The sequence below is a fragment of the Carboxylicivirga sediminis genome, assembly GCF_018156225.1.
GTDB classification, from domain to species: Bacteria; Bacteroidota; Bacteroidia; order Bacteroidales; family Marinilabiliaceae; genus Carboxylicivirga; species Carboxylicivirga sediminis.
Genome location: NZ_JAGTAR010000007.1, coordinates 82,587 through 102,521, shown reverse-complemented (window position 1 = coordinate 102,521; position 19,935 = coordinate 82,587). Strand labels below are relative to the sequence as shown.

The following is a 19,935-nucleotide window of genomic DNA, read 5'->3' as shown; positions in this document are numbered from 1 at the left end:
TTTGCCTCCGTCTTTGGCGACTTTAATACATTGATGACCGACATTTCAAAACTTCTCACCTTGAAGCCCAAAACCTCGTTTTGCAAGCCTTGAATGTTGCAGGTGTATTAAAGGGCAAGGTCTCGCCCACATTGTAATTAGTTTATTTTATTTTTATTATGAAGCGATACTGGCGTTTGTTTCGTCCGCACTATGCCGAAACACGAAGATTAGCGTTGCCTGTTATTATAGCGCAGGTAGGACAAATTACCGTTGGAATGGTTGACAACATGATGATTGGCCATTTGGGTAAAACAGAATTGGCTGCTGCGGCCTTTGCCAATACCTTGTTTTCATTACCACTTATTTTCGGAATGGGTTTTGCCATGGCCATCACGCCATTGGTAGGTAAAGCATTTGGTAAAAAGCAGTACGAACAATTGCATTTTCTGAAGTATGGAGCTTATGCCACCAACAGCCTAATGGGTATCATCCTGGCGCTCACCTGCCTGGCACTGTACTATGCGATGCCTTTTATGCATCAGCCTGAGAATATAATTCAACAATCACAAACCTTCTTTAGCATCATCAGCCTGTCCATTATACCACTCATGCTGTTTTTAAGTGGCAAGCAACTCGCCGAAGGTCTTTCAAATACACGCCTGGCCATGGTTGTTACGCTAATAGCTAATGTGATGAATATCCTCGGTAACTACATCCTTATCTTTGGTAAGCTCGGAGCACCCGAACTGGGCCTCTACGGAGCCGGCTGGTCAACCCTCATAGCACGGGTGGCAATGGCTGTTATAATGACTGTCTTCATCAGAAGGTATAAGCCACTGAAATCTGCAGCTGTTAAGCTGACTTTTAAAAAGGTATTGCAGACGGTTAAATCAATTGTCAAACTGGGTGTTCCAATGGGCTTACATCTGTTTTCAGAGGCATCGGCGTTTATTGTGGCCGGCATTATGATTGGTTGGATAAGTGATACCGGTCTGGCCGCCCATCAGATTGTTATCAGCCTCTCCACTTTTGGTTTTATGCTTTACCAGGGTATTGGTGCGGGTACCACAATTCGCATCAGTCAGTTTTCGGCCCGCCAGGTACCCGCATTGATTAAACAAGCCTCACAGGCTTCTTTTCAGATTGTTATTGTGATGGTTGTGGTTATATCATCCGCTTTTATATTATTACGCAACTGGCTACCCCAGCTCTTTACTAACGATGCGGAGGTGATTGCTTTAGCATCTAAAATGATTGTAGTGCTGGTAATCTTTCAGCTTTTTGATGCCGTACAAATCATCTACTCAAGCATTTTAAGAGGTATGGCCGACGCTACCATCCCCGGTATTTTAACCATTATCTCCTATTTTGGTATTGCCATCCCCTTTAGTTACTGGGCTGCCTTTATAGGTGGATTTGGTGAAATAGGCATTTGGCTGGGCTTTCCGGTCGGATTAGGCATTTGTGCCTTGCTATTCCATTTTCGACTTCAGAAGCTGAATAAAAAAGCACTTCAAATTACAACTTAACAGCATTAAATATTAAAAAGTGTCAAACATAAAGCAACCCCCGTTTATTGCAGATAAAATGGCAATCAAACGGGGATTGTTACTTTCACCCCCTACAAAAATACAATTTCAAGTATATATTTAAGCACTTTATTGAATCACACCCCCCTATTTTCATTACCGAAACATGTCATTAATTAGTATTTTTACAAATACCCCCCTATTTTAATAGTGCTTTTACAATTTTTTAACACTTTCACTCTTGCAACCCCCAAAAATATCCCCATCTTTGTAATGGATTTTTTCATAAAACTTGGATTTAGTTAGCTGATTTAAGGGTAAGGACAGATAAACGTATCTGTCCTCTCTTTTTTTATAGCCCACCCAACTTCTTTCTTAATCAGATTAATCAACAACTACTACCCATCCAGTTCCCCTTGCCATCATTCATATAAACCTTACCATAGATTTTAATTGCTGCTTCAAAATGGATTTCTGTTATCCTAATAATTGTATAGTGAACTGAAATATGCCATTTGATAACGTCCTGAATTTAGAAGAAGGAAACTGAAGCCTACACCATATTCTCACAACCTCCATTGTGGGGTGAATAAAAAGAAAAAGGCCAATACAATTCAGTATTGACCTTTTCAGATTCACACATTCTAACTTCTACTCAAACTCACCTATCAGAATACCTGAAATATTCCAGGCACTAAAACTTGTTCCGGCTCGCTCTCCAAGTGGAATAGCCACTTTCAATTGGTGACGTCCTGGCTTTAAATCGGGCAACTCCACATATTCGGGATTGGTGGCCGTACCCGGACACCAGCCGCTTCGGCTTAAATCCGATGAAGAAATACCATTCCAGAAATTACCCGACACAGGATTGTGCTTGCGATATGCTGCACAATCGGTGCGCCAGGGCGTATATACAAATACACGTTCACCATCGATAAAAATTTCATTTTGCTTAGGGTTGAACTCATCGCCGCCACCCCAGCCACCGTGACCAGTTGTTATATATCGCAGTTTGATATTCCTGGCTCCTTCAGGTACCGTAAATTCAAGCGTCAGACTGTCATTTTTAAACATGGTACCATAGCGCTGGCCACCCATCTCCATCACATTACAGGTATTAAAGAGCGGTTGCATATATTGCTTTTTACCCGCATCCTCTTTCCAATCGAAACTACCCGGATACGCCTTAATATCGAGCGACAGCTTATGTCCGCCCCTATCATAATTTCCAATAAATGCGCCAATCAGCACCTCGCCTTCCAGGTATGACTTCAGTTCGGTAATATCCTGCTTATATATGGAGTGGTCTTCCCATTCAATATCCTTAATTTTCACTCGATCGTTAAAATGGCGCACACCAAAGGTGGTAAAGAAACGCACCAGTTCAACGACTGGCTCATAGTTATCTGTCACTACAACACCCTGATAATCGAGGCTGTCGGCATCGTAATAAACGGGCAAGGTACCCATGCCATCTCTTAGCCCATCCCAGAAGCTCTGCTCCCGATTGGTTGGTATCACAAACACCGAGCCGGTGCGGTCGTAGGCATCGCCATTACTATACTGCTCAATCTCAGCAAACACCGAATAATGGTCGGGTGTTTCGGGCAGTTTCACCTTTTTTACAATCAAGGTGCCACCAGCGAAGTGATAAACCGAATCCAGCACCGGCTCAGTCACCTCCATTTTATCTTTACCCCAGCATATTTGCTCATCGTCAAACACTCGAGTGGTGATAATCATTTTCTCCCGCTTGATATCACCCAGCTCATTCTTCGTCACCGTCTGCCCAATAGAAGCGGGCAATACTGATTCTTTAGCTTTCTTTCTTTTAATATCAATTTTGGTGGCGAGTGTCTCATAGTTGCCATTACGAACGATGCTGAGCACCAGGCCAGGCACATATCCCACATGTGGTTGAGGCGAGCCTTGAATGCCAGCTTCGGTGGTGTACCACACCTCAATATGATTGGAGTTGATAACTGTTTTAGCCTGCCTACAAATGTAGCCTTCTATTTCGCGTGTTTTATCGGTTAATTCCAATGTTGGCAAACCATCAAAGTCAGTGCTCGAATTATAAACATCACCATCATCAAACGAAGCCATCTGAATCAACTCCTTGTTGATGTAATCAACATAAGTAGCCTCTTGGGCATAACCTGGTATCAGTTGTTCCACCACAGGTTGGTCGCGCCAAACCTTTGCAGATTGTTTGGCATACATAACATGCAATAGCGGCATATCGCCACGCTCTTTGCCATTATACAATACTTTGTAAGATACTGTCCCCTGTTTGGAATAATCCTGCGCTAATGCACTGCTCATTAGTATGAGAGTTAGTAGCGACCAACAAAAAATCTTCATATGTTTCAAATTGAGTTAATTGTAGTTTGACTACAAAATTAAACGCCATTGTTACATATAAAGGGAACAAATGTTCAAGAAAGAGTTAAAACAGGTAATGGCATCCTTAATTGGTTAATTGAGCCAAGCTCTTACGAATCGCATGCAATACGCCGCTTTCATCATTACTCAGGGTTGAAAACCTGGCCACCTCTTTTATGTCAGGGTGCGCATTAGCCATAGCATAACTGTGCCCTGCTACCTGCAGCATTTCATAATCGTTCAGATAATCGCCAAAAGCCATTGTTTCATTGGCTGAAATACCCAACTCTTGTTGCAGAAACTGAAGCGCCCTGCCTTTATTAATCCCATTGGGCATTACGTCAAGCCAAATAGGACTGGATGTACTAATCTGAAATAAGTGCCCAAAACGTGCCTTTAAAAGTGGATAAACCTGCGTCTCGATATTTGAGAAATCATTAATAGCAATTTTCAGCAGGTGGTCATCAACACGCAGTAAATCATCAACCAACTGATGCTTTGCATAGTATTTGGCCAGTTCGGCTTTAAAGGCATCTGAGGAAGTATTTTCGACATAAGCCGCTTCTTTGCCACATAACACAATATTAGACCCTGCTTCTCTGGCCGCCAGTATCAGTGGTTTTATTTCCGTCATAAGTAATGGCTGCATCACTTTGGTTTGCTCGTTCCAGCCAATATACCCGCCATTTTCAGCTACAAAGGCAATGTTATGATCGAGGTGAGCAAATTCATCTATCAATGTATAATATTGCCTCCCACTGGCCACTACAAACTGTATACCTGCCTTTGTGATTTGCTCATAAACCTCAGCAAAATCGTTGGGCAGTTGCTTTTTGGAGTTTAATAGTGTACCGTCCATATCAGACACAATCATCTTAATCATCGCCTATAAATTTTCCAGCAAATATAAATTGAATAAATCAGCTGATGCCACGACAAATGTTAATATTCTGAAAGAAAGTCAAAACCCTAATAATAAAGGACTGCAAGCATTATTTAGTACTCATCAAATTATACAGTATCGCTCTTGTCATGGTCTGCCATGAGGTCGTATCTTTACCTATTGCGAACATTCAATCATCACTATTCACAACTACTGCCATGGAAGAACATCAATCTATGGATGATCAATTCATTAGCAAAGTTCAGGATATCATTGAACAGAACATTGACAATGAGAATTTTTCGGTAGAAGAATTGGCCTGCCAGGTAGGATTGAGTCGTTCAATGTTACATCGAAAACTAACCAAATTAACAGGTAAGAGTGCAAGTGAAACAATTTCACATGTGCGTTTAAGCCGGGCTAGAGATTTATTGGAACACAACGTTGCAACAGTCTCAGAAACAGCCTACCGCGTAGGCTTTAAAAGCCCCAGCTACTTTAATAAAGTTTTTAAAAGCTATTACCATATATCACCAGGCGAGATCAAAAAAGAAGCTCAAGCCGAAGATCAGGTCAAACGATTTGAACAAACAACTGCCAATACTAGAATTCACCTCTTATTAACTAAAACTAGAGTTAAATTTATAGCTACGATTATTGCATTGGCAGGTATCGGTTTTATCTTATTATTCTCTCTTACAGCATTATTAGCTACACCTAAGTCTATAGCTGTTTTACCACTTGAAAACCTGACAGGTTCAGCTGAAAATGATTATATTATAGACGGTATACACAACGCATTAATTGGTGAACTAGGCCAGATATCGGCACTAAGAGTCATCTCACGCAGATCTACACTACGCTATGAAGACAGCGATATGTTAATTAAAGACATCGCTGAAGAACTGGATGTTAACACTATCATTGAAGGCTCAATACTATCAGCTGGCGATAGCATTCACCTGCTTATTCAAGTCATAAAAGTTGGCCGTAAAGAAGAACACTTGATGACATTAGACTTTCATGATAGTTTAGCCAATATACTGAGCATACAATCGAAGGTTGCACAAGCTATAGCTAAAAAAATAAGAGCTAACATCTCCAATAAGGAATACAAGCAAATGCAAAACACCCAAATTGTTAATCCGGAACTTTACAAAGCTTACCTTAGAGGAATGTATTTATTGCATCAGGGCAACACTGCAGATTTTGAAGAAGGTATCACCTACCTGGAAGAAGCCATTGAAAAAGATCCTGGTGATGCATTTGCTTATGCCGGTATGGCACTTGGCTATGCCACTATGGGCCATGGCCAGCTTGATGCTCATTCAGCGTTTTTAAAGGCTTTTAATGCTGCCAATAAAGCCATTAAACTCGATCCGACTCTTGACGAATCATACACTGCTCTATCTTTGTTGATTCTTTATCAGGATTGGAACTGGTCGCTTGCTGCATCATCATTCGAAAGTGCACTTGATGTCAATCCTAATAATGCTGTAGCTCATGCTCATTATGCGTGGTATTACGTACTCTTCAATAACAATAAGAAAGCCATTGAACATGCATACCAGGCAACTATACTTGATCCTCTTTCCGCTTCCTTTCATGCCTGGCTGGGACTAATATATGTCCACAACCATCAATTTGACAAAGCTGAACAATCTGCCCGCCGTGCTTTGGACTTAAATGCCAACGCCGCCTATGGTCAACTGATACTGGGCAGGTGTTGCCTTTACCAAAAAAAGTACCTTCAGGCAATTGCCTATCACGAGCGCTTGCCTAAAGGTATGTATTGGGATGCCCAACGTGCCTTTTGCTACATTGAAAGCGGGCAGCGAGAAAAGGCTTTGGAAATATGGCAACACTATGAAGCTTTAGCCCAAACTCAACCTATAAATTCGTGCTATAGAGGCATGATGGCTTCTAGCTTAGGCTTTAAAGACGATGCCTTTAAATATCTGAATGAAGCCATTGATGATAAAACATATCCCATTACCTATCTTAACTTTTACCCCCATAGTAAAGACATTAAAGATGATGTTCGATATATACATCTGTTACAAAAAATGAAACTTCCGTATACAAAATAGTAACACGAATACACATTTATTCCACAATATTACAATAAAAGTGCAGGCCTAAAGGTGACGTGCTACTAAATTACAATAACTGAAACATATCTACTCCTGATGTTACAATAACCTGCAACTTCACAGTTCAGTTAACACACCAATATGGTTGTAATTTGCATATTGAATCTAACAGTAAAACGTTCTTCGGTCTATTTGATTACTGTTGCTTTTCAATCAATTACTCATTTAATCTACAAGCCATGAAAAAGACATTGTTAACAATTGCCATGTGTTTTTTTGTTCTTGGCTTAGTTGCACAGGAAGAAAGAAACATCATGTTGAGTGACCAACAGGTTGTACCACCAAAATTTGCTGGTATAGAACCTGAGGTGAAAGAAGAAGTAAAGCAGTCGCCCATCTGCTGCTACCTTCAGGAGCATTTGGACATAGAAGTACCTGCTAATGGCATGCTACCAGAAGGTACCGTAGCCATAGAGTTTACAGTTAACTCTAACGGTACATTATCTAACTTTACGGTTGCCAATCGCGTAAACTACACTTTAGAACAAGCTGTTATTGAATGTATTAAAGAAACAGAAGGCATGTGGCGACCAGGTGAAGTAAATGGTCAACCATCACCAATGGAAAAGAGAGTGTATGTGCGGTTTGACAATCCTGACAATGAATCATTTGAACAAATAGCACGAGACCATTATTTGGTGGCTGTTAAACGATTCAAAAAAGGCATGTATATCGAAAGTAATCAGCTTCTTGCGAACAAGAAAAAAGTTCGTAAATCGCAGCGTCAGTTCAACAGTTCTATTAACCAACTGAATGCAGCTACTGTTTACATGCCTAACGATCCAACAATTGCCTTTTGGAAAGCACGCAACTACGAACAACTGGGTATGCACAAAGAGATGATTAATATGCTCGAAAAAAGAAGAGAGCTATTGAGCATGAAACTATCTGAGCGAGAACTGAAAAACCATTATGATTTGGCCATTATCACGCTTAAATAAATAATTGAATACGTGCCACAATAAAAAATCCCGCAAAATGCGGGATTTTTTATTGTTTTTTAGATGTATTTACTTCACCTGGAATTCAAATTCTACATCAGTTGGTGGCAGACACGTCTCATTATCACAACACATAAAAGTCAGATAGCCTTTAACAGTTGCCGGACGCTTTGTAATGCGCACATTATGCGTAATGGTTGCTTCGTGCTTAAAAAATGGCACCTCCATATCAAACACTTCATCGTGCTTTACAGTTGGCTTAGTCACTTCTACGGGCTTTTTAATTTCTTTGGCATTCTCCATGCCTTCAAAAGTAAACTCTGTGGCTACAGGACCGCCTTCTGGTACATTTACGCCGTAGGTTTTCCAGCCATCTTCAATAGTAGCATGCGCCACTACCTGTATTTCGTACTGGTTAACCTCTTTAATCTCAAACTTCCATTTTACAGGCTCTTTCACCTGCGCACTCACCCCTATTGCTCCAAAAATAAGGAGTACCATTAAGGCAAAAATGTTTCTTTTCATCATTGATTACTGTTTTTAATATGAAACCGTATTATCTTCAACTTATACGTTAGTGTAAATAGGATGTAACAAATATACGACCAAAATATCTTGTTAAAATCTCTTATAATGATTTTGGTTAAAAATCATATTTATCTTAAAGACACTAATACACGCGTTTTGGGTGACACAACTCTTTAAAAACTTACGATCCGCAATTAACTGCTCAAACTTGTTAATGCGATGTTAAACCCAGGGTAATCCAAATAAATAATTAAGTATTTCCAATTCTTATTAAAGCGAAATATGTAGCTTTATCATCGATAACTATTTTTTACAGACCATCAACAAACTAAAATTAATCGTAACATGAAACATTTATTATTGGCAGCCGTTGCCGTCTTTAGCCTGATGGCCTGCAACGGACCAGCTAAGAAAACCACCGAAACTCAAAACGAAACACAACAACTTAAATCAGTATCTGTTGATAACCTGCTTGCTCAAGCCGACAACCTAGTAGAGAAAACCATTAAAGTGAAAGGCCATGTAACACATACCTGTAAACACTCGGGCAAACGTTGCTTCTTGGTAGGCGACAATGAACAATTTACCATTCGCATAGAGGCAGGCGGAAAGATTACTGGCTTTAATCGCGAACTGGTTGGCAACACCATCGAAGTGGAAGGTGTTCTTAAAGAGCGTCGCCTATCTAAAGAGTATATTGACCAGATGGAGCATGAAGTTAATGAAAAGGTGAAGGAAGACGGATCGGCCGAAAGCTGTGCTACAGAGATCAATAACATTAATGATATGCGTAGCTGGATGAAAGCAAATAATAAAGACCATTATTCGATATACTTTATTGAAGGATTGAACTATGAAGTGGTCGAATAAAGCTGTTAGAAAATGGCTTCGCATCATCCACCGCGACTTAGGCTATGTAATGGTTGGCATTACTATTATATATGGAATTTCAGGTTATGTGCTCAATCATATGGATGGCAAAGACCCAGCCTATGAAACCATAGAAGGAACACTAATGCTGCCGGCTGGCTTATCAAAGACACAGGTAGAAACGGCATGGACATTGCAGACTGACTTGCCTGCCCTAAAACGCATTCTGCCTATTGACACTGAGCATTACCGGCTAATGCTCGATGGTGGGATTGGCGTTTACCAAAGTCACAATGGTGAGGTGGTGTATGAGCAGCACCGCAAAAAGCCTTTTATTTATTTCATTAACAAATTGCATTACAATAAAGTAGGTGGCTGGACCATTATGGGCGATATCTTTGCCTTTACGTTGATATTCTTCGCAATTTCTGGGCTGTTCATGGTGAAAGGACCGAAAGGACTGGCCGGGCGAGGTAAATACTACCTGCTGCTGGGACTGGCCATACCAATCATCTATATATTTATGCTATAGCAATATACATTAGCCTCATCATCAGATGGGGCTTCTCTTTGCTTCTAGTAACTCCGCATTTCAATATAATTCGGCCGTTAGGCCAACCATTGCAACATGCTTCCCAAAACACTAATTGAGCATTGGAACAATAGATTAGCAATTCAAAAACCCAGATGCAAAATTGAAAGGGCAGATACCCGAAGATATCCACCCTTTGCTTCTAATCACTACATTATTAACCTAAACCTACTCTACAATTATTTCATCAACAAACAACCAGGCTTTACTACCAGCGGCTCCATGCCATGGAGGCAGCATACCCTGATTAACCACAGTCACTTTTACATACCGGGCAGTTGTACCTGAGATATCCACCGTAAAATCCATCATCTGATCTTCACTCTGCAGTGGAATGTTATTAATGGTTGCTCCTGCTTCCGCAAAAAGCTCACCATCAAGCGATGTTTGTACCTTCACCTGCTGTGGTAAGAATATCCATGAGCCAGTCTGGTGCAGACAACCAACAGTCACCTTCGTTAAATCCTCAACCTTATTTAAATCGATAACTACATCCAAATCGTTTCCTTCAAAACCTTGCCAGTTGCCGTCATTAAAATTTCGGCTACCACGCAGGCTATTAACTAAGGTTATATCAGTAAGACCGGGATAATTATCACTTGGTTGCTTTTCATACTTCAATGGCTTTGCCGTAGCGAGATGCAAACTAAAGTTCACACGGGCATCCTTTCCGGCCTGCTTTCCATTAATGAATGAAGCAGCCACCACCTCAACCGATGAGTCAATATCAATGGCACCTGAGTAATGAATTGCTGTGAGATCTGGTGGTGTACCATCCAGTGTATAATATATATCTGCCTCCGAAATTTCTGTATTCAGCTCAAGCGCAATAGTTTTATTCCTGGCATTAAACACACTTTCGAATTGTACAGTATACATACTTTTGGCATAGTTTAAGCCCATGACATCATAGCTTTGTGTTATTTGCCCAATACGTGTTGTAAAATCATTCCAGTTACGCGTTTCGGCGTTTGTCCAAAGCGCTTCAGCCATAGCAGCCATGCGTGGAAATGTCATGTACTGCATATGTTCTTTTGTGGGCACATGCTCTGTCCATAAATTACCTTGTCCACCCAAAATATGTTTGGCGCTTTCAGCACTCAATTCTGCCGGAACAGGATTAAACTGGTACACTTTTTCTAAAGGAATGTAGCCATTGAAAGCTACAGGCTCTGTATCCATTGGCCCCTGATAATAATCAAAGTAACAATGCGAAGTTGGCGTCATAACAACATCATGACCGCTTTGAGCCGCCTCAATGCCACCATGAAAACCTCTCCAGCTCATTACTGTTGCATTCGGAGCTAATCCTCCTTCTAAAATCTCATCCCAACCAATTAAAACTCTGTCGTTGGCCATTAGGAACTTCTCCACCCGCTTAATGAAATAGCTTTGTAAAGCATGCTCATCGGCCAGCTTTTCACTTTTAATTCGAGCCTGACATTTAGCGCATTTTTCCCATTCAGCTTTATTGGCTTCATCACCGCCAATATGGATGTATTTTGATGGGAACAGCTCCATAACTTCGGTTAAGATGTCTTCAATAAACAGAAAGGTTTCATCCTTACCGGCACAATAAATATCAGTAATAGGCCATAAGCCTCCAGGTACTACATTAAAGGGTCCTCCTGTGCATGAATATTCGGGATAAGCGGCCAACGACGAGGTTGTGTGTCCCGGCATCTCTATCTCAGGCACAACTGTAATAAACCGCTTTTGTGCGTATGCAACTACTTCTTTGATATCTTCCTGTGTATAATAACCTCCGTAAGTGGCTTTCTCACCAGCTTGCATAGCCGGACGGGCATTCCAGGGCAAATGTTCACGGTCTACGCGCCAGGCACCCACTTCTGTCAGCTTCGGATATTTCTTAATTTCGATTCGCCAGCCTTGATCATCCACCAGGTGCCAATGAAATACATTTATTTTATGGAATGCCAGATAATCGATCAGCTCCATCACCTCCTCTTTGGTGAAAAAATGGCGCGATACATCGAGCATCATTCCACGCCAGGCAAACTGGGGGCTATCCTCAATACTAGCGCCTTTTACGGCATAACTAAACTGGTTCTTTTCTCCATCAACTAATAATTCAGGGCACATTTGAAGGAATGTTTGGAGCGCATAATAGACCCCTTTCGCACCGGATGATTCAACTGTAACGCCAGCGCTGCCTACTTCCAGTTTATAGCCTTCATCAGGTAACTGCCCATTAAAATTGATGGTAATATTAGACTTTGAAAGGGCATTATCCGTAATCTTCAGTTTATTTTTACAATGTCGGGCAATCCTCTCATTGAACGCTTCAATGCCCGGTAATAAATCCGCTTGCTCAATCACAATTTCCGTCTTATTGGTCAGAACAAAAGCATCGGAATGGTAATTGATACTATTGGGTAAAGGAATTAAAGGTGTTTTATCGGCCTCCTTATTGTTACATGCGACTAAAAACAGTAAGGATCCAACAAATAAAAGCATGTGCAATTGTTTCATGTTTCGGCGTATTTTAATTCATCATAAAATTCACCAAAAACAGATGCATGTAAAACCGCAGCGTGTTCAATTACTCTTATCGGTGTTCATAACAGGCATGTTTCCCCTTCAAAACATGTTCACGGCATTAGCACATATGTTTACACCAAGAGAATTTTAGTAAGACACCCAACCCACAAAAGAAGCCTTAAGAATTGATATAAAGGAATTTAATATATAACCTGTGGACGTTTTCGTGTTGAAGCCCATGTATTGTCCATTTGAAAGAGGTTATAATCGGGCCAGTTTTCAACTGCATCCAAACCACGGTCCATTACACGGGCAATATCATTGGCTAATGCAGGCCCTTTCCAGCTGCCGGTATTAAATAATACAACGTATGAAATTCCATTTTCTTGTCGGGCCATCAACGCCGAGGTACCGGCAAGGGTTCCTGTTCGAAACCAAGTATTGGAGCGTATACGACGCCATCCCAGTGGACCATATTTATTACTTTCATCATCCACCATCGTTTGGATACTTTCGGCACTCAGAAAATCAGGATAACTATCGAAACCATCAATTGACAACATCAGCTTCATCAGATCAGTTGAGGATGCAATCCATCCACCTGCTGCTCCTAAGGCATACATATCATTTCCCCCGTAGGTGCGCAGCACCTCACCCTCAGCACCTGTATGATCAGCCACCATAAATGTAGGGGTTGGCTCATAATACTTCACCTCTAACTCGGCACGTTCATGCAAATGACTTCCTCCAATACGCATATCAAATATACCCAATGGATACAGTAAGTTGGTTTGTATGTACTTTTCGTAATCCATACCTGAAGCATGACTGATTACCTCGCCCAATATCATATAACCCAGGTTGGAATAGTAGGATGATTCTCCAGGGGTAAAATGTAATCGTTTATTAAGTACGAAACGAATAATATCATTTTTGCTGACTGGCAAAGACTTGTTCAGCGAACTGGCCACAATAGTTGGCATAAACATCTGATCGCCCCATCGAGTAGTCCAGCCCCCACTATGTTCCAACAGATGACGAACCGTAATATCTTCCACCCGTTTATCACGATAATTTAAATAGATGGAGTCGTTTAAAATACCATCAGCCCCAAAGACTTTATCATCTAACGATACTCTTCCCTGCTCCTGCAAACGCATAATGCCTGCTGCAGTAATCAGCTTTGAAACACTTGCTATTCTAAAAAGGTGATGCGGTTCTACTACTATTCCTGACTCTTTATCGGCATAACCAAATCCTTTGGCATATACCAATTTTCCATCTCTGGCAACGGCCACAGAAGCACCCTCCAACACCTCGCGGCGCATAAAACGCTGCAATTGCTTCTCCAACTGAGTAAACTCCTCGTTATCGGATAAGTAAGCCGGTACGTGAAACGAACTGGCCTTGCTTCCTGGGGGATTAAAATCACTACCGTATGATTCGGTAACCGGGTTTATCATTGCTGATGAAACCCATAAACAACTTGTTATGGCAACTGCTGCCAGAGATTTATATAGTAACTTCATGTATTCAATGTCCAACCACGCAAAAATAAAGCTTTCTACTCAGTTTTAAAACTTTCAAACAAGTAATTCGAGAGTTATACGACTGAATTGGGCCGCTTTATGCATTAAAAAGGTTTGATGCTGCAACCAATTGCTTTTGTTAATGTAGGATTAATTGCCGTTCCTTTTTTAACAGCCTTAATAGCATTCTCCAGATATTTTAATTGAACCTCACTGGCATCCTGTGGACTATCATCAATAGCGCCAATATATCCTACTTTAAAGTTATCAGCACCGGATTTAAGAAGCAAAAACACATGTGGCGTTTTATTAGCTCCATAGGCTTTATAGATACCTTCATTGTCCAGCAAATAAGGAAACTCATAGCCTTTATCTACCATGTATGAAAAACCATCTTCCTTGTATTTAACCGAGTCATTGGGATTAATGGCTACCACCGGAAATCCCTGTGATTTATAAGCTGAGTGCAGCTGCTTTATACGCTCTTCGTAGAACTTGGCATAGGGGCAATGGTTACATGTAAAAATCAGAATAACCCCTTCCTGCTCGTTATAATCCTCTAATGCCACCTCAGTATAATCCGTATTCAGTAGTTTAAATTTTGGCGCAACATCACCAACCTGTACCTGCGCCATGGCAACCAAAGACAAGGCGAACATCAATAACAACGTGCTCATTTTTCTCATAACATATTTCATTAATGGTGAATAGTCTTAATTAATTCCTTCAATTCATGAAGGTTTAACTCCCCTTCATGGAAAACTGACGAACTGTTCTTATAGATCACTGTTGCCGGAATAGCGCCTGACCACGAAGGATGAATCAAATCCACCCAGTCATTCGGATTCCGTTCATTAAGCAACAACACCTCCTGTTCCATCTTTTTCTGACGGATAAAGGGTATTAAAGTTTTTTCCTTTTGCGATTTAAAATCAAGGCTGACCAGTAAAACTTTAAGGTGTTTCTGATTTTGATGAAGCTCATCAGCGCTAAAAACAGGTAACTCTTCAACACAAGGGCCACACCATGTAGCCCAAAAGTTGACGACATAAACACTGTCATTTTGCTGATTAACACGTTGCAGTAATTGCCTAACAGTCACCTCTTCTACCTGCTGACTATAAGCATGCGTAAAAAATCCAGTCAGCACAAATAAACTCAAAACCATCCGTTTCATATTTAAACAAACAGAAAGTCTTTTAGATGGTTCGAAGCTATGATGTTAACGCCTTGTTAAGAGATATAGCCAGGTAGCATATCGACTGATTAACAGAAGACACAATGGGTACACAATAACAGGCAGATATTGCGGTATCATCCAAAAGAATACAACAGGGATAGCTGCACATACTACCAGCATTGCCAGGTACAGTTTAAATACCTTTGACTTGTAAAACCATGAAGCAAAGAATGCTACAAACAAGTTAAAAGGCATGGCCCATAGTATATTGAAGTTTTCACCTGTTACACTGTGCCTTGATAGGAACCAAAGGAAGAAAATTAATGCACCAACGATACCAGTAAGCAATAAAAACAGCCGATTGAGGAATACCAATGGCTTTTTCCGCTTTAGCTCGGTGTAAGCAATAAACATTGAAAGAATAAACAGGAACCAAAACACCTGCGCTGGTGCAAATCCTCCAGGTGCAACGGTTGTTTTAATGGTTATTACGGGTATATCGGGCCCTAATAACCGTTTGGTGGCTTCATTGCTGACGCTGGCTGCTGCCAAATGCTGCTGCAAATAATCAGGCAAAAACATTTGGTTATACTGGCTGGCATTATCATCTGTTTTTAGGCCAAGAATAATATCCAGGCCATTGCTAATCCAGGGATATGCACCATTGTATAGATGCAACATTTCGCGATAGCTATATGATTGCACCTCTTTGGAATCATAAGTTAGCGTTCCATCAACATTAGCCTCTATAATATCACGGATGCGCGAAGCACAGTTATCAAATAAGAAATCATAACGATAATAGCGATTTTCCTCCTGTGCATTAAACAAAAGTGCGTCAAACAGTTTTTGTTTCTCCTTGTTACTCAGGTTTAGCTTATTCTCAACCACACTTTGCCCATAATAGGCATAGGCTCTTTTAAAACGCTCAAAACTATAATAGGTAAGCCAATAGTTTAGATCTCCCTTCGCAAACTTGAGGTAGAAATTTGGTGTATCAAAGTCAAAAGTACCATAGTTAAATACCTGATCATATCCGGTAACCGGATCATTCACTCTGATAGCACTGTGGCCAAACAGTGAATATAGCTGATCGCCGGGCGAGCAGGTTAATAATGAGATACTAGCTTCGTTTGATAACTGCTGTGTGGCTGACGTATGAAAAGTAAAACCCAGCAGTAAAGAGAGTATAAGGAGGTAACGCATTTTTTGTTTTTTTGTCGAAGATATAAAATTATCAGTGCCAAAAAACATCTTGCTGCTATCGAATATTGCTCAAGGGCTGTATCTTTGCGCCATGCATAAACGAAAAGAAGAACTAATATCGCTGATTGATGGCGAATGGGCAGGTGATTCATTTAAAAACCTGGCTAAAGAACTATACCAATCATCAGATGATATTCAGATTCTTTTTGAATTAAACGAACATGCAGATAGTAAAATCGCCTGGCGTTCTGCCTACCTGCTTGACTTGACTCATGACATAGACGTGCATGTGCTGGATGACTATCTGGAGCTGATTTTGGAACGCACCCCACAGCTTACTAATCAAAGCATCAGACGGCACTACCTGAGAATACTTACCCAGCACGATATTAGCGAAAAAGCTGATGGTAATTTGCTCAATTGTTGTTTTACCTGGCTACAAACCGAGGAAACACCCATAGCCGTTAAAGCCCATTGTATGCAAATCATTTATAATTTAACCACCACCTATCCTGAACTTATTCCCGAACTCAAAGCTGTACTCGAAAACCTACTGCCATACGGCAGTAAAGGAGAAGTCAACCGGGCTAAGAAAATTTTAGAGGCGATCGCCTGAAATCAATTGGCCTTATCGCCGTTGTTGAGCAGTTTATCCTCCCACTTTTTGGCAAAATCATTTAAGAAAGGTATAGATACACCGACGATGAAACGCCAGCGATTCCAATGAACATCAGTGTAAGCGTCCGGATCAAAGATACCGGAATTGCCATCCTCGGGAAATACCAGCGAGCGCTTAATCCGGTAGTCGGTAGTTGCCAGCGAAGCACCTAAAGTAATATCTGCTCTTTTGAGGTGCATCACCACTCCACCCCCAAAATGGTTAATATTGCTTTTAAAGGTAGATGCATAGGTTTTGGCCCTGAATATATCTCCTTCGTTTACCGTTGCCGAAGCCGCGGAAAAATCTGTTGAATAACTGATATACCCATAAAGAGCATCGCTAAACACAAAATTATAACCAATACCAAAGTTGAGCACCGGCTTCAGCTTATCAACCAAAACTGCCTGATATTCTGTATTGGTACTCTGACCGGTAAACGGTTCACTGGTCATCAGTGTATATTCACTTATAGCCCCAAAATACTCGGCGCTGGCATGAATTGAGTTACGTTTAATATTAACTCCCACACCACCAGCTATCGAGAATGGTGTTTTATAGGTCATATCCAAATCATTTTGCTTATTGCGCTCATAAATGGGATTAGCCTCATTAATACCTGTATAAACGTAGTCGTAGTTAAAGGAGCCATTACCCGATAGAGAAACCATTGGCGTCGTTATGGTAATCCCACAGGTTATAGGGTCGAGATTCCAAGCCAAGCCAATCTTCCATAGCACACCGGCGTGCGAAAAACTATAGCTATTATTGTTTTTATACGATTCAACATCCTGAGCTTCGGTATAGGCATATATCTGCGTTTCATCCAGTGCATTCTGCTTGCGAATGGTCAAAAAATTAGATAAGCCAATGCTAAATCGCTCGTTGGGGGCAAACGACCAACTGAGACCAAACCATTCTTCGTTAAACTTCTTTTGAAGGTAAACATCACCACTAAAGTACTCCTCACCAGGTAATATTGGCAGAACATCGCCATAAGTGCTGCTGCTTTCCGTGAGGCTGATATCCATATTACGACGCCCTAAAAAGGAGTAGGCAAAAGAGTGCTTATCCCACCCTTTAACGCGGTAGGTACCAGCCAGCAAACTGGGCGCACCACCAAAAGACGACTGCCTTTTAGGTGACGTGCGTTCACCATTAGTATTTGTATCAAAAGCGTATGAACTAAGCTGATACACTTTACCACTAATTAAAAAGGCATTTTCTTCGATAAAACTCAAGCGGGCCGGATTGTAATATACGGCTCCTAAATCCTCAACACTACCATACACCGAGTTGCTCAGCAACATAGAGCGCGTACCATATTGTTCGGTCCAGTAATGGGCATCCTGGGCACTAGCGCTAGCCAAAATAATACTTAAAATAATCAGTAGTCTTACTCTCATAGAATAGGTATAGTAATTAAACAAATAACAAATTAGCCATTTAAAATGAGAAAAACATATTTCAAAGTTAAACGGCCTTTTGATAATCGAGGTTGATATATTTAATTTCTCATAATAAACAATAAAAACTGACAAAAAGCATGAAATAACCCAGTCGTTGATTACCTTTTGTTACTTTTGTGCCGCGCAACAGAAACTTTATTCATGTCGAAACAGGCACAAAATGTAAAAGAGCTGGAATTTGAGAAGATTCCAAAGCTCCTTTGGAGGTACTTTTTGCCAGCCTTTGCAGGTGTCATTATCAACTCTCTTTATAACATTGTCGACCGCATTTTTATCGGGCATGGCGTGGGAGCCATGGCTCTATCGGGCCTAAGTGCTGTATTCCCTATCATGGTCATCATGATGGCTTTTGGTATGCTGATAGGCATGGGAGCCGGTGTGCGGGTCTCTCTAAACCTGGGTAAAAAAGACTTTGACCGGGCTGAAAAAGTGCTTGGCAACGCCTTTGTACTCATGGTGATGGTTGCCTTGTTTATTATGTTTCTTGGGTTTACAATTAAAGATCCATTGCTTCGCTTTTTTGGTGTTAATGACGAAACCTTCGACTATGCCAATGAATATCTTAACATCATATTATTTGGATCGGTATTTAATATTGTTGGCTACTCGCTGAATAACCTGATACGCTCTGAGGGCAGTGCAAAGGTAGCCATGGTATCAATGCTCATCAGTGCCGGCTTAAACCTGATATTGGACCCGATATTCATATTTGGCCTTAACATGGGTGTCGAAGGAGCCGCCTATGCCACAATTTTATCGCAGCTGGCTTTATGTATTTGGGTCATTGCGCATTTCAGAAGCCGGCGTTCGGTTATACGGCTTAGAGTACGCAACTTTAAGCTCAACAATGAGATTATCTGGTACATCATCTCCATCGGCTTTGCTCCATTCTCGATGCAAATGGCTTCAAGCCTGGTGTTCGGTACTTTTAATGTGCAATTGGTGAAATATGGAGGCGATCTGGCGGTTGGTGCCATGGGTGTGATCATGAGCGTAGCCATGCTGCTCGTAATGACCGTTATTGCCATTAATATGGCCGCCCAACCCATCATAGGGTTCAATTATGGGGCTAAAAACTATCGCCGTGTGAAAGAAACATTGGTTATAGGACTGATATTTGCCACCATCATTTCCATACTGGGATTTGCCTTGAGCGAATTATTTCCGCGTACCATTATTAAAGCCTTTAACAACAACAGTCAGGAGCTGCTTGATATTGGCACACGCGGATTAAGACTCTTTTTGCTGGCTCTGCCACTGGTTGGATTTCAGATTATAACGGGTAACTATTTTCAGTCGACCGGAAAAGCCGGTTTGGCTGCGCTAATCTCCTTACTTCGTCAGGTGATTGTGCTGGTACCTATTTTGCTGATATTGCCCAAGCACATCGGCCTTAATGGCGTATGGCTGGCCGGACCGATTGCCGATACCGTATCGGCTCTGATTACATCAGTATTTCTAATTTACGAGCTTAAGCGCCTTAACAGGGCCATTGCATTTGGGCAAAAAGAAAGCTGATAGTCACCAG

The 19,935-nt window shown here is 41.1% G+C and carries 16 protein-coding genes; 7 read left to right on the top strand and 9 right to left on the bottom strand.

The annotated features are described in order from the left end of the window. The first annotated feature begins 158 nt into the window (after positions 1-158). Positions 159-1,511, top strand: coding sequence for an MATE family efflux transporter (locus KDU71_RS06400; protein WP_212189090.1), 1,353 nt, complete (start codon positions 159-161; stop codon positions 1,509-1,511). A 651-nt stretch (positions 1,512-2,162) separates the two neighbouring features. Here KDU71_RS06400 and KDU71_RS06395 read toward each other — a convergent pair. Both KDU71_RS06395 and KDU71_RS06390 read right to left on the bottom strand, forming a co-directional pair. Further along, on the bottom strand, positions 2,163-3,836 hold the full coding sequence (locus KDU71_RS06395; protein ID WP_212189089.1) for a PNGase F N-terminal domain-containing protein: 1,674 nt from the start codon (positions 3,834-3,836) through the stop codon (positions 2,163-2,165). A 145-nt stretch (positions 3,837-3,981) separates the two neighbouring features. Beyond that, positions 3,982-4,779, bottom strand: a complete 798-nt coding sequence (locus tag KDU71_RS06390; protein ID WP_212189088.1) for an HAD family hydrolase — start codon at positions 4,777-4,779, stop codon at positions 3,982-3,984. 218 nt (positions 4,780-4,997) lie between these two features. Between KDU71_RS06390 and KDU71_RS06385 the strand changes: the two genes are divergently transcribed. Together KDU71_RS06385 and KDU71_RS06380 are read left to right on the top strand one after the other, a co-directional pair. After that, positions 4,998-6,869: a helix-turn-helix domain-containing protein gene (locus KDU71_RS06385; RefSeq protein ID WP_212189087.1), complete on the top strand. Its 1,872-nt coding sequence runs from the start codon at positions 4,998-5,000 to the stop codon at positions 6,867-6,869. A gap of 242 nt (positions 6,870-7,111) precedes the next feature. Then, positions 7,112-7,873: an energy transducer TonB gene (locus KDU71_RS06380; protein WP_212189086.1), complete on the top strand. Its 762-nt coding sequence runs from the start codon at positions 7,112-7,114 to the stop codon at positions 7,871-7,873. Positions 7,874-7,942: 69 nt separating this feature from the next. On the opposite strand, the gene KDU71_RS06375 is transcribed toward KDU71_RS06380, so the two are convergent. Then, entirely contained in the window at positions 7,943-8,401 is a 459-nt protein-coding gene (locus KDU71_RS06375) for a protein-disulfide reductase DsbD domain-containing protein (protein ID WP_212189085.1), read from the bottom strand. Positions 8,402-8,746: 345 nt separating this feature from the next. Between KDU71_RS06375 and KDU71_RS06370 the strand changes: the two genes are divergently transcribed. Together KDU71_RS06370 and KDU71_RS06365 are read left to right on the top strand one after the other, a co-directional pair. Continuing rightward, entirely contained in the window at positions 8,747-9,271 is a 525-nt protein-coding gene (locus KDU71_RS06370; RefSeq protein ID WP_212189084.1) for a putative periplasmic lipoprotein, read from the top strand. Then, positions 9,255-9,803, top strand: a complete 549-nt coding sequence (locus KDU71_RS06365) for a PepSY-associated TM helix domain-containing protein (protein WP_212189083.1) — start codon at positions 9,255-9,257, stop codon at positions 9,801-9,803. The genes KDU71_RS06370 and KDU71_RS06365 overlap by 17 nt, the downstream gene beginning before the upstream one ends. Before the next feature lie 228 nt (positions 9,804-10,031). Here KDU71_RS06365 and KDU71_RS06360 read toward each other — a convergent pair whose 3' ends face one another. The 5 genes from KDU71_RS06360 to KDU71_RS06340 form a co-directional block, all read right to left on the bottom strand. Next, positions 10,032-12,356, bottom strand: coding sequence for a family 20 glycosylhydrolase (locus KDU71_RS06360; protein WP_212189082.1), 2,325 nt, complete (start codon positions 12,354-12,356; stop codon positions 10,032-10,034). Between the two features lie 209 nt (positions 12,357-12,565). Then, on the bottom strand, positions 12,566-13,894 hold the full coding sequence (locus KDU71_RS06355; RefSeq protein WP_212189081.1) for a serine hydrolase domain-containing protein: 1,329 nt from the start codon (positions 13,892-13,894) through the stop codon (positions 12,566-12,568). 104 nt (positions 13,895-13,998) lie between these two features. Beyond that, entirely contained in the window at positions 13,999-14,580 is a 582-nt protein-coding gene (locus KDU71_RS06350; protein ID WP_212189080.1) for a thioredoxin family protein, read from the bottom strand. A gap of 11 nt (positions 14,581-14,591) precedes the next feature. Beyond that, positions 14,592-15,071, bottom strand: coding sequence for a TlpA family protein disulfide reductase (locus KDU71_RS06345; RefSeq protein WP_212189079.1), 480 nt, complete (start codon positions 15,069-15,071; stop codon positions 14,592-14,594). A 45-nt stretch (positions 15,072-15,116) separates the two neighbouring features. Continuing rightward, a complete protein-coding gene (locus tag KDU71_RS06340; RefSeq protein WP_212189078.1) occupies positions 15,117-16,280 on the bottom strand; it encodes an Lnb N-terminal periplasmic domain-containing protein in 1,164 nt (387 codons plus the stop codon). A gap of 91 nt (positions 16,281-16,371) precedes the next feature. On the opposite strand from KDU71_RS06340, the gene KDU71_RS06335 reads away from it, so the two are divergent. Beyond that, positions 16,372-16,896, top strand: a complete 525-nt coding sequence (locus KDU71_RS06335) for a hypothetical protein (protein ID WP_212189077.1) — start codon at positions 16,372-16,374, stop codon at positions 16,894-16,896. Between the two features lie 2 nt (positions 16,897-16,898). Here the strand turns inward: KDU71_RS06335 and KDU71_RS06330 are convergent, their stop codons facing one another. Further along, the gene (locus KDU71_RS06330; RefSeq protein ID WP_212189076.1) at positions 16,899-18,344 is read right to left on the bottom strand and encodes a hypothetical protein; all 1,446 of its coding nucleotides are present in this window, start codon (positions 18,342-18,344) and stop codon (positions 16,899-16,901) included. Between the two features lie 204 nt (positions 18,345-18,548). Here KDU71_RS06330 and KDU71_RS06325 point away from each other — a divergent pair, with 204 nt between their 5' ends. After that, positions 18,549-19,925, top strand: coding sequence for an MATE family efflux transporter (locus tag KDU71_RS06325; RefSeq protein WP_212189075.1), 1,377 nt, complete (start codon positions 18,549-18,551; stop codon positions 19,923-19,925). The last annotated feature ends 10 nt before the right edge of the window (positions 19,926-19,935 follow it).

What these genes read in the sequence shown, in the direction of transcription:
- KDU71_RS06400 (WP_212189090.1), top strand. Translation starts at nt 159, where the DNA reads ATGAAGCGATACTGGCGTTTGTTTCGTCCGCACTATGCCGAAACACGA.
- KDU71_RS06395 (WP_212189089.1), bottom strand. Translation starts at nt 3,836, where the DNA reads ATGAGCAGTGCATTAGCGCAGGATTATTCCAAACAGGGGACAGTATCT.
- KDU71_RS06390 (WP_212189088.1), bottom strand. Translation starts at nt 4,779, where the DNA reads ATGATTAAGATGATTGTGTCTGATATGGACGGTACACTATTAAACTCC.
- KDU71_RS06385 (WP_212189087.1), top strand. Translation starts at nt 4,998, where the DNA reads ATGGAAGAACATCAATCTATGGATGATCAATTCATTAGCAAAGTTCAG.
- KDU71_RS06380 (WP_212189086.1), top strand. Translation starts at nt 7,112, where the DNA reads ATGAAAAAGACATTGTTAACAATTGCCATGTGTTTTTTTGTTCTTGGC.
- KDU71_RS06375 (WP_212189085.1), bottom strand. Translation starts at nt 8,401, where the DNA reads ATGATGAAAAGAAACATTTTTGCCTTAATGGTACTCCTTATTTTTGGA.
- KDU71_RS06370 (WP_212189084.1), top strand. Translation starts at nt 8,747, where the DNA reads ATGAAACATTTATTATTGGCAGCCGTTGCCGTCTTTAGCCTGATGGCC.
- KDU71_RS06365 (WP_212189083.1), top strand. Translation starts at nt 9,255, where the DNA reads ATGAAGTGGTCGAATAAAGCTGTTAGAAAATGGCTTCGCATCATCCAC.
- KDU71_RS06360 (WP_212189082.1), bottom strand. Translation starts at nt 12,356, where the DNA reads ATGAAACAATTGCACATGCTTTTATTTGTTGGATCCTTACTGTTTTTA.
- KDU71_RS06355 (WP_212189081.1), bottom strand. Translation starts at nt 13,894, where the DNA reads ATGAAGTTACTATATAAATCTCTGGCAGCAGTTGCCATAACAAGTTGT.
- KDU71_RS06350 (WP_212189080.1), bottom strand. Translation starts at nt 14,580, where the DNA reads ATGAGAAAAATGAGCACGTTGTTATTGATGTTCGCCTTGTCTTTGGTT.
- KDU71_RS06345 (WP_212189079.1), bottom strand. Translation starts at nt 15,071, where the DNA reads ATGAAACGGATGGTTTTGAGTTTATTTGTGCTGACTGGATTTTTTACG.
- KDU71_RS06340 (WP_212189078.1), bottom strand. Translation starts at nt 16,280, where the DNA reads ATGCGTTACCTCCTTATACTCTCTTTACTGCTGGGTTTTACTTTTCAT.
- KDU71_RS06335 (WP_212189077.1), top strand. Translation starts at nt 16,372, where the DNA reads ATGCATAAACGAAAAGAAGAACTAATATCGCTGATTGATGGCGAATGG.
- KDU71_RS06330 (WP_212189076.1), bottom strand. Translation starts at nt 18,344, where the DNA reads ATGAGAGTAAGACTACTGATTATTTTAAGTATTATTTTGGCTAGCGCT.
- KDU71_RS06325 (WP_212189075.1), top strand. Translation starts at nt 18,549, where the DNA reads ATGTCGAAACAGGCACAAAATGTAAAAGAGCTGGAATTTGAGAAGATT.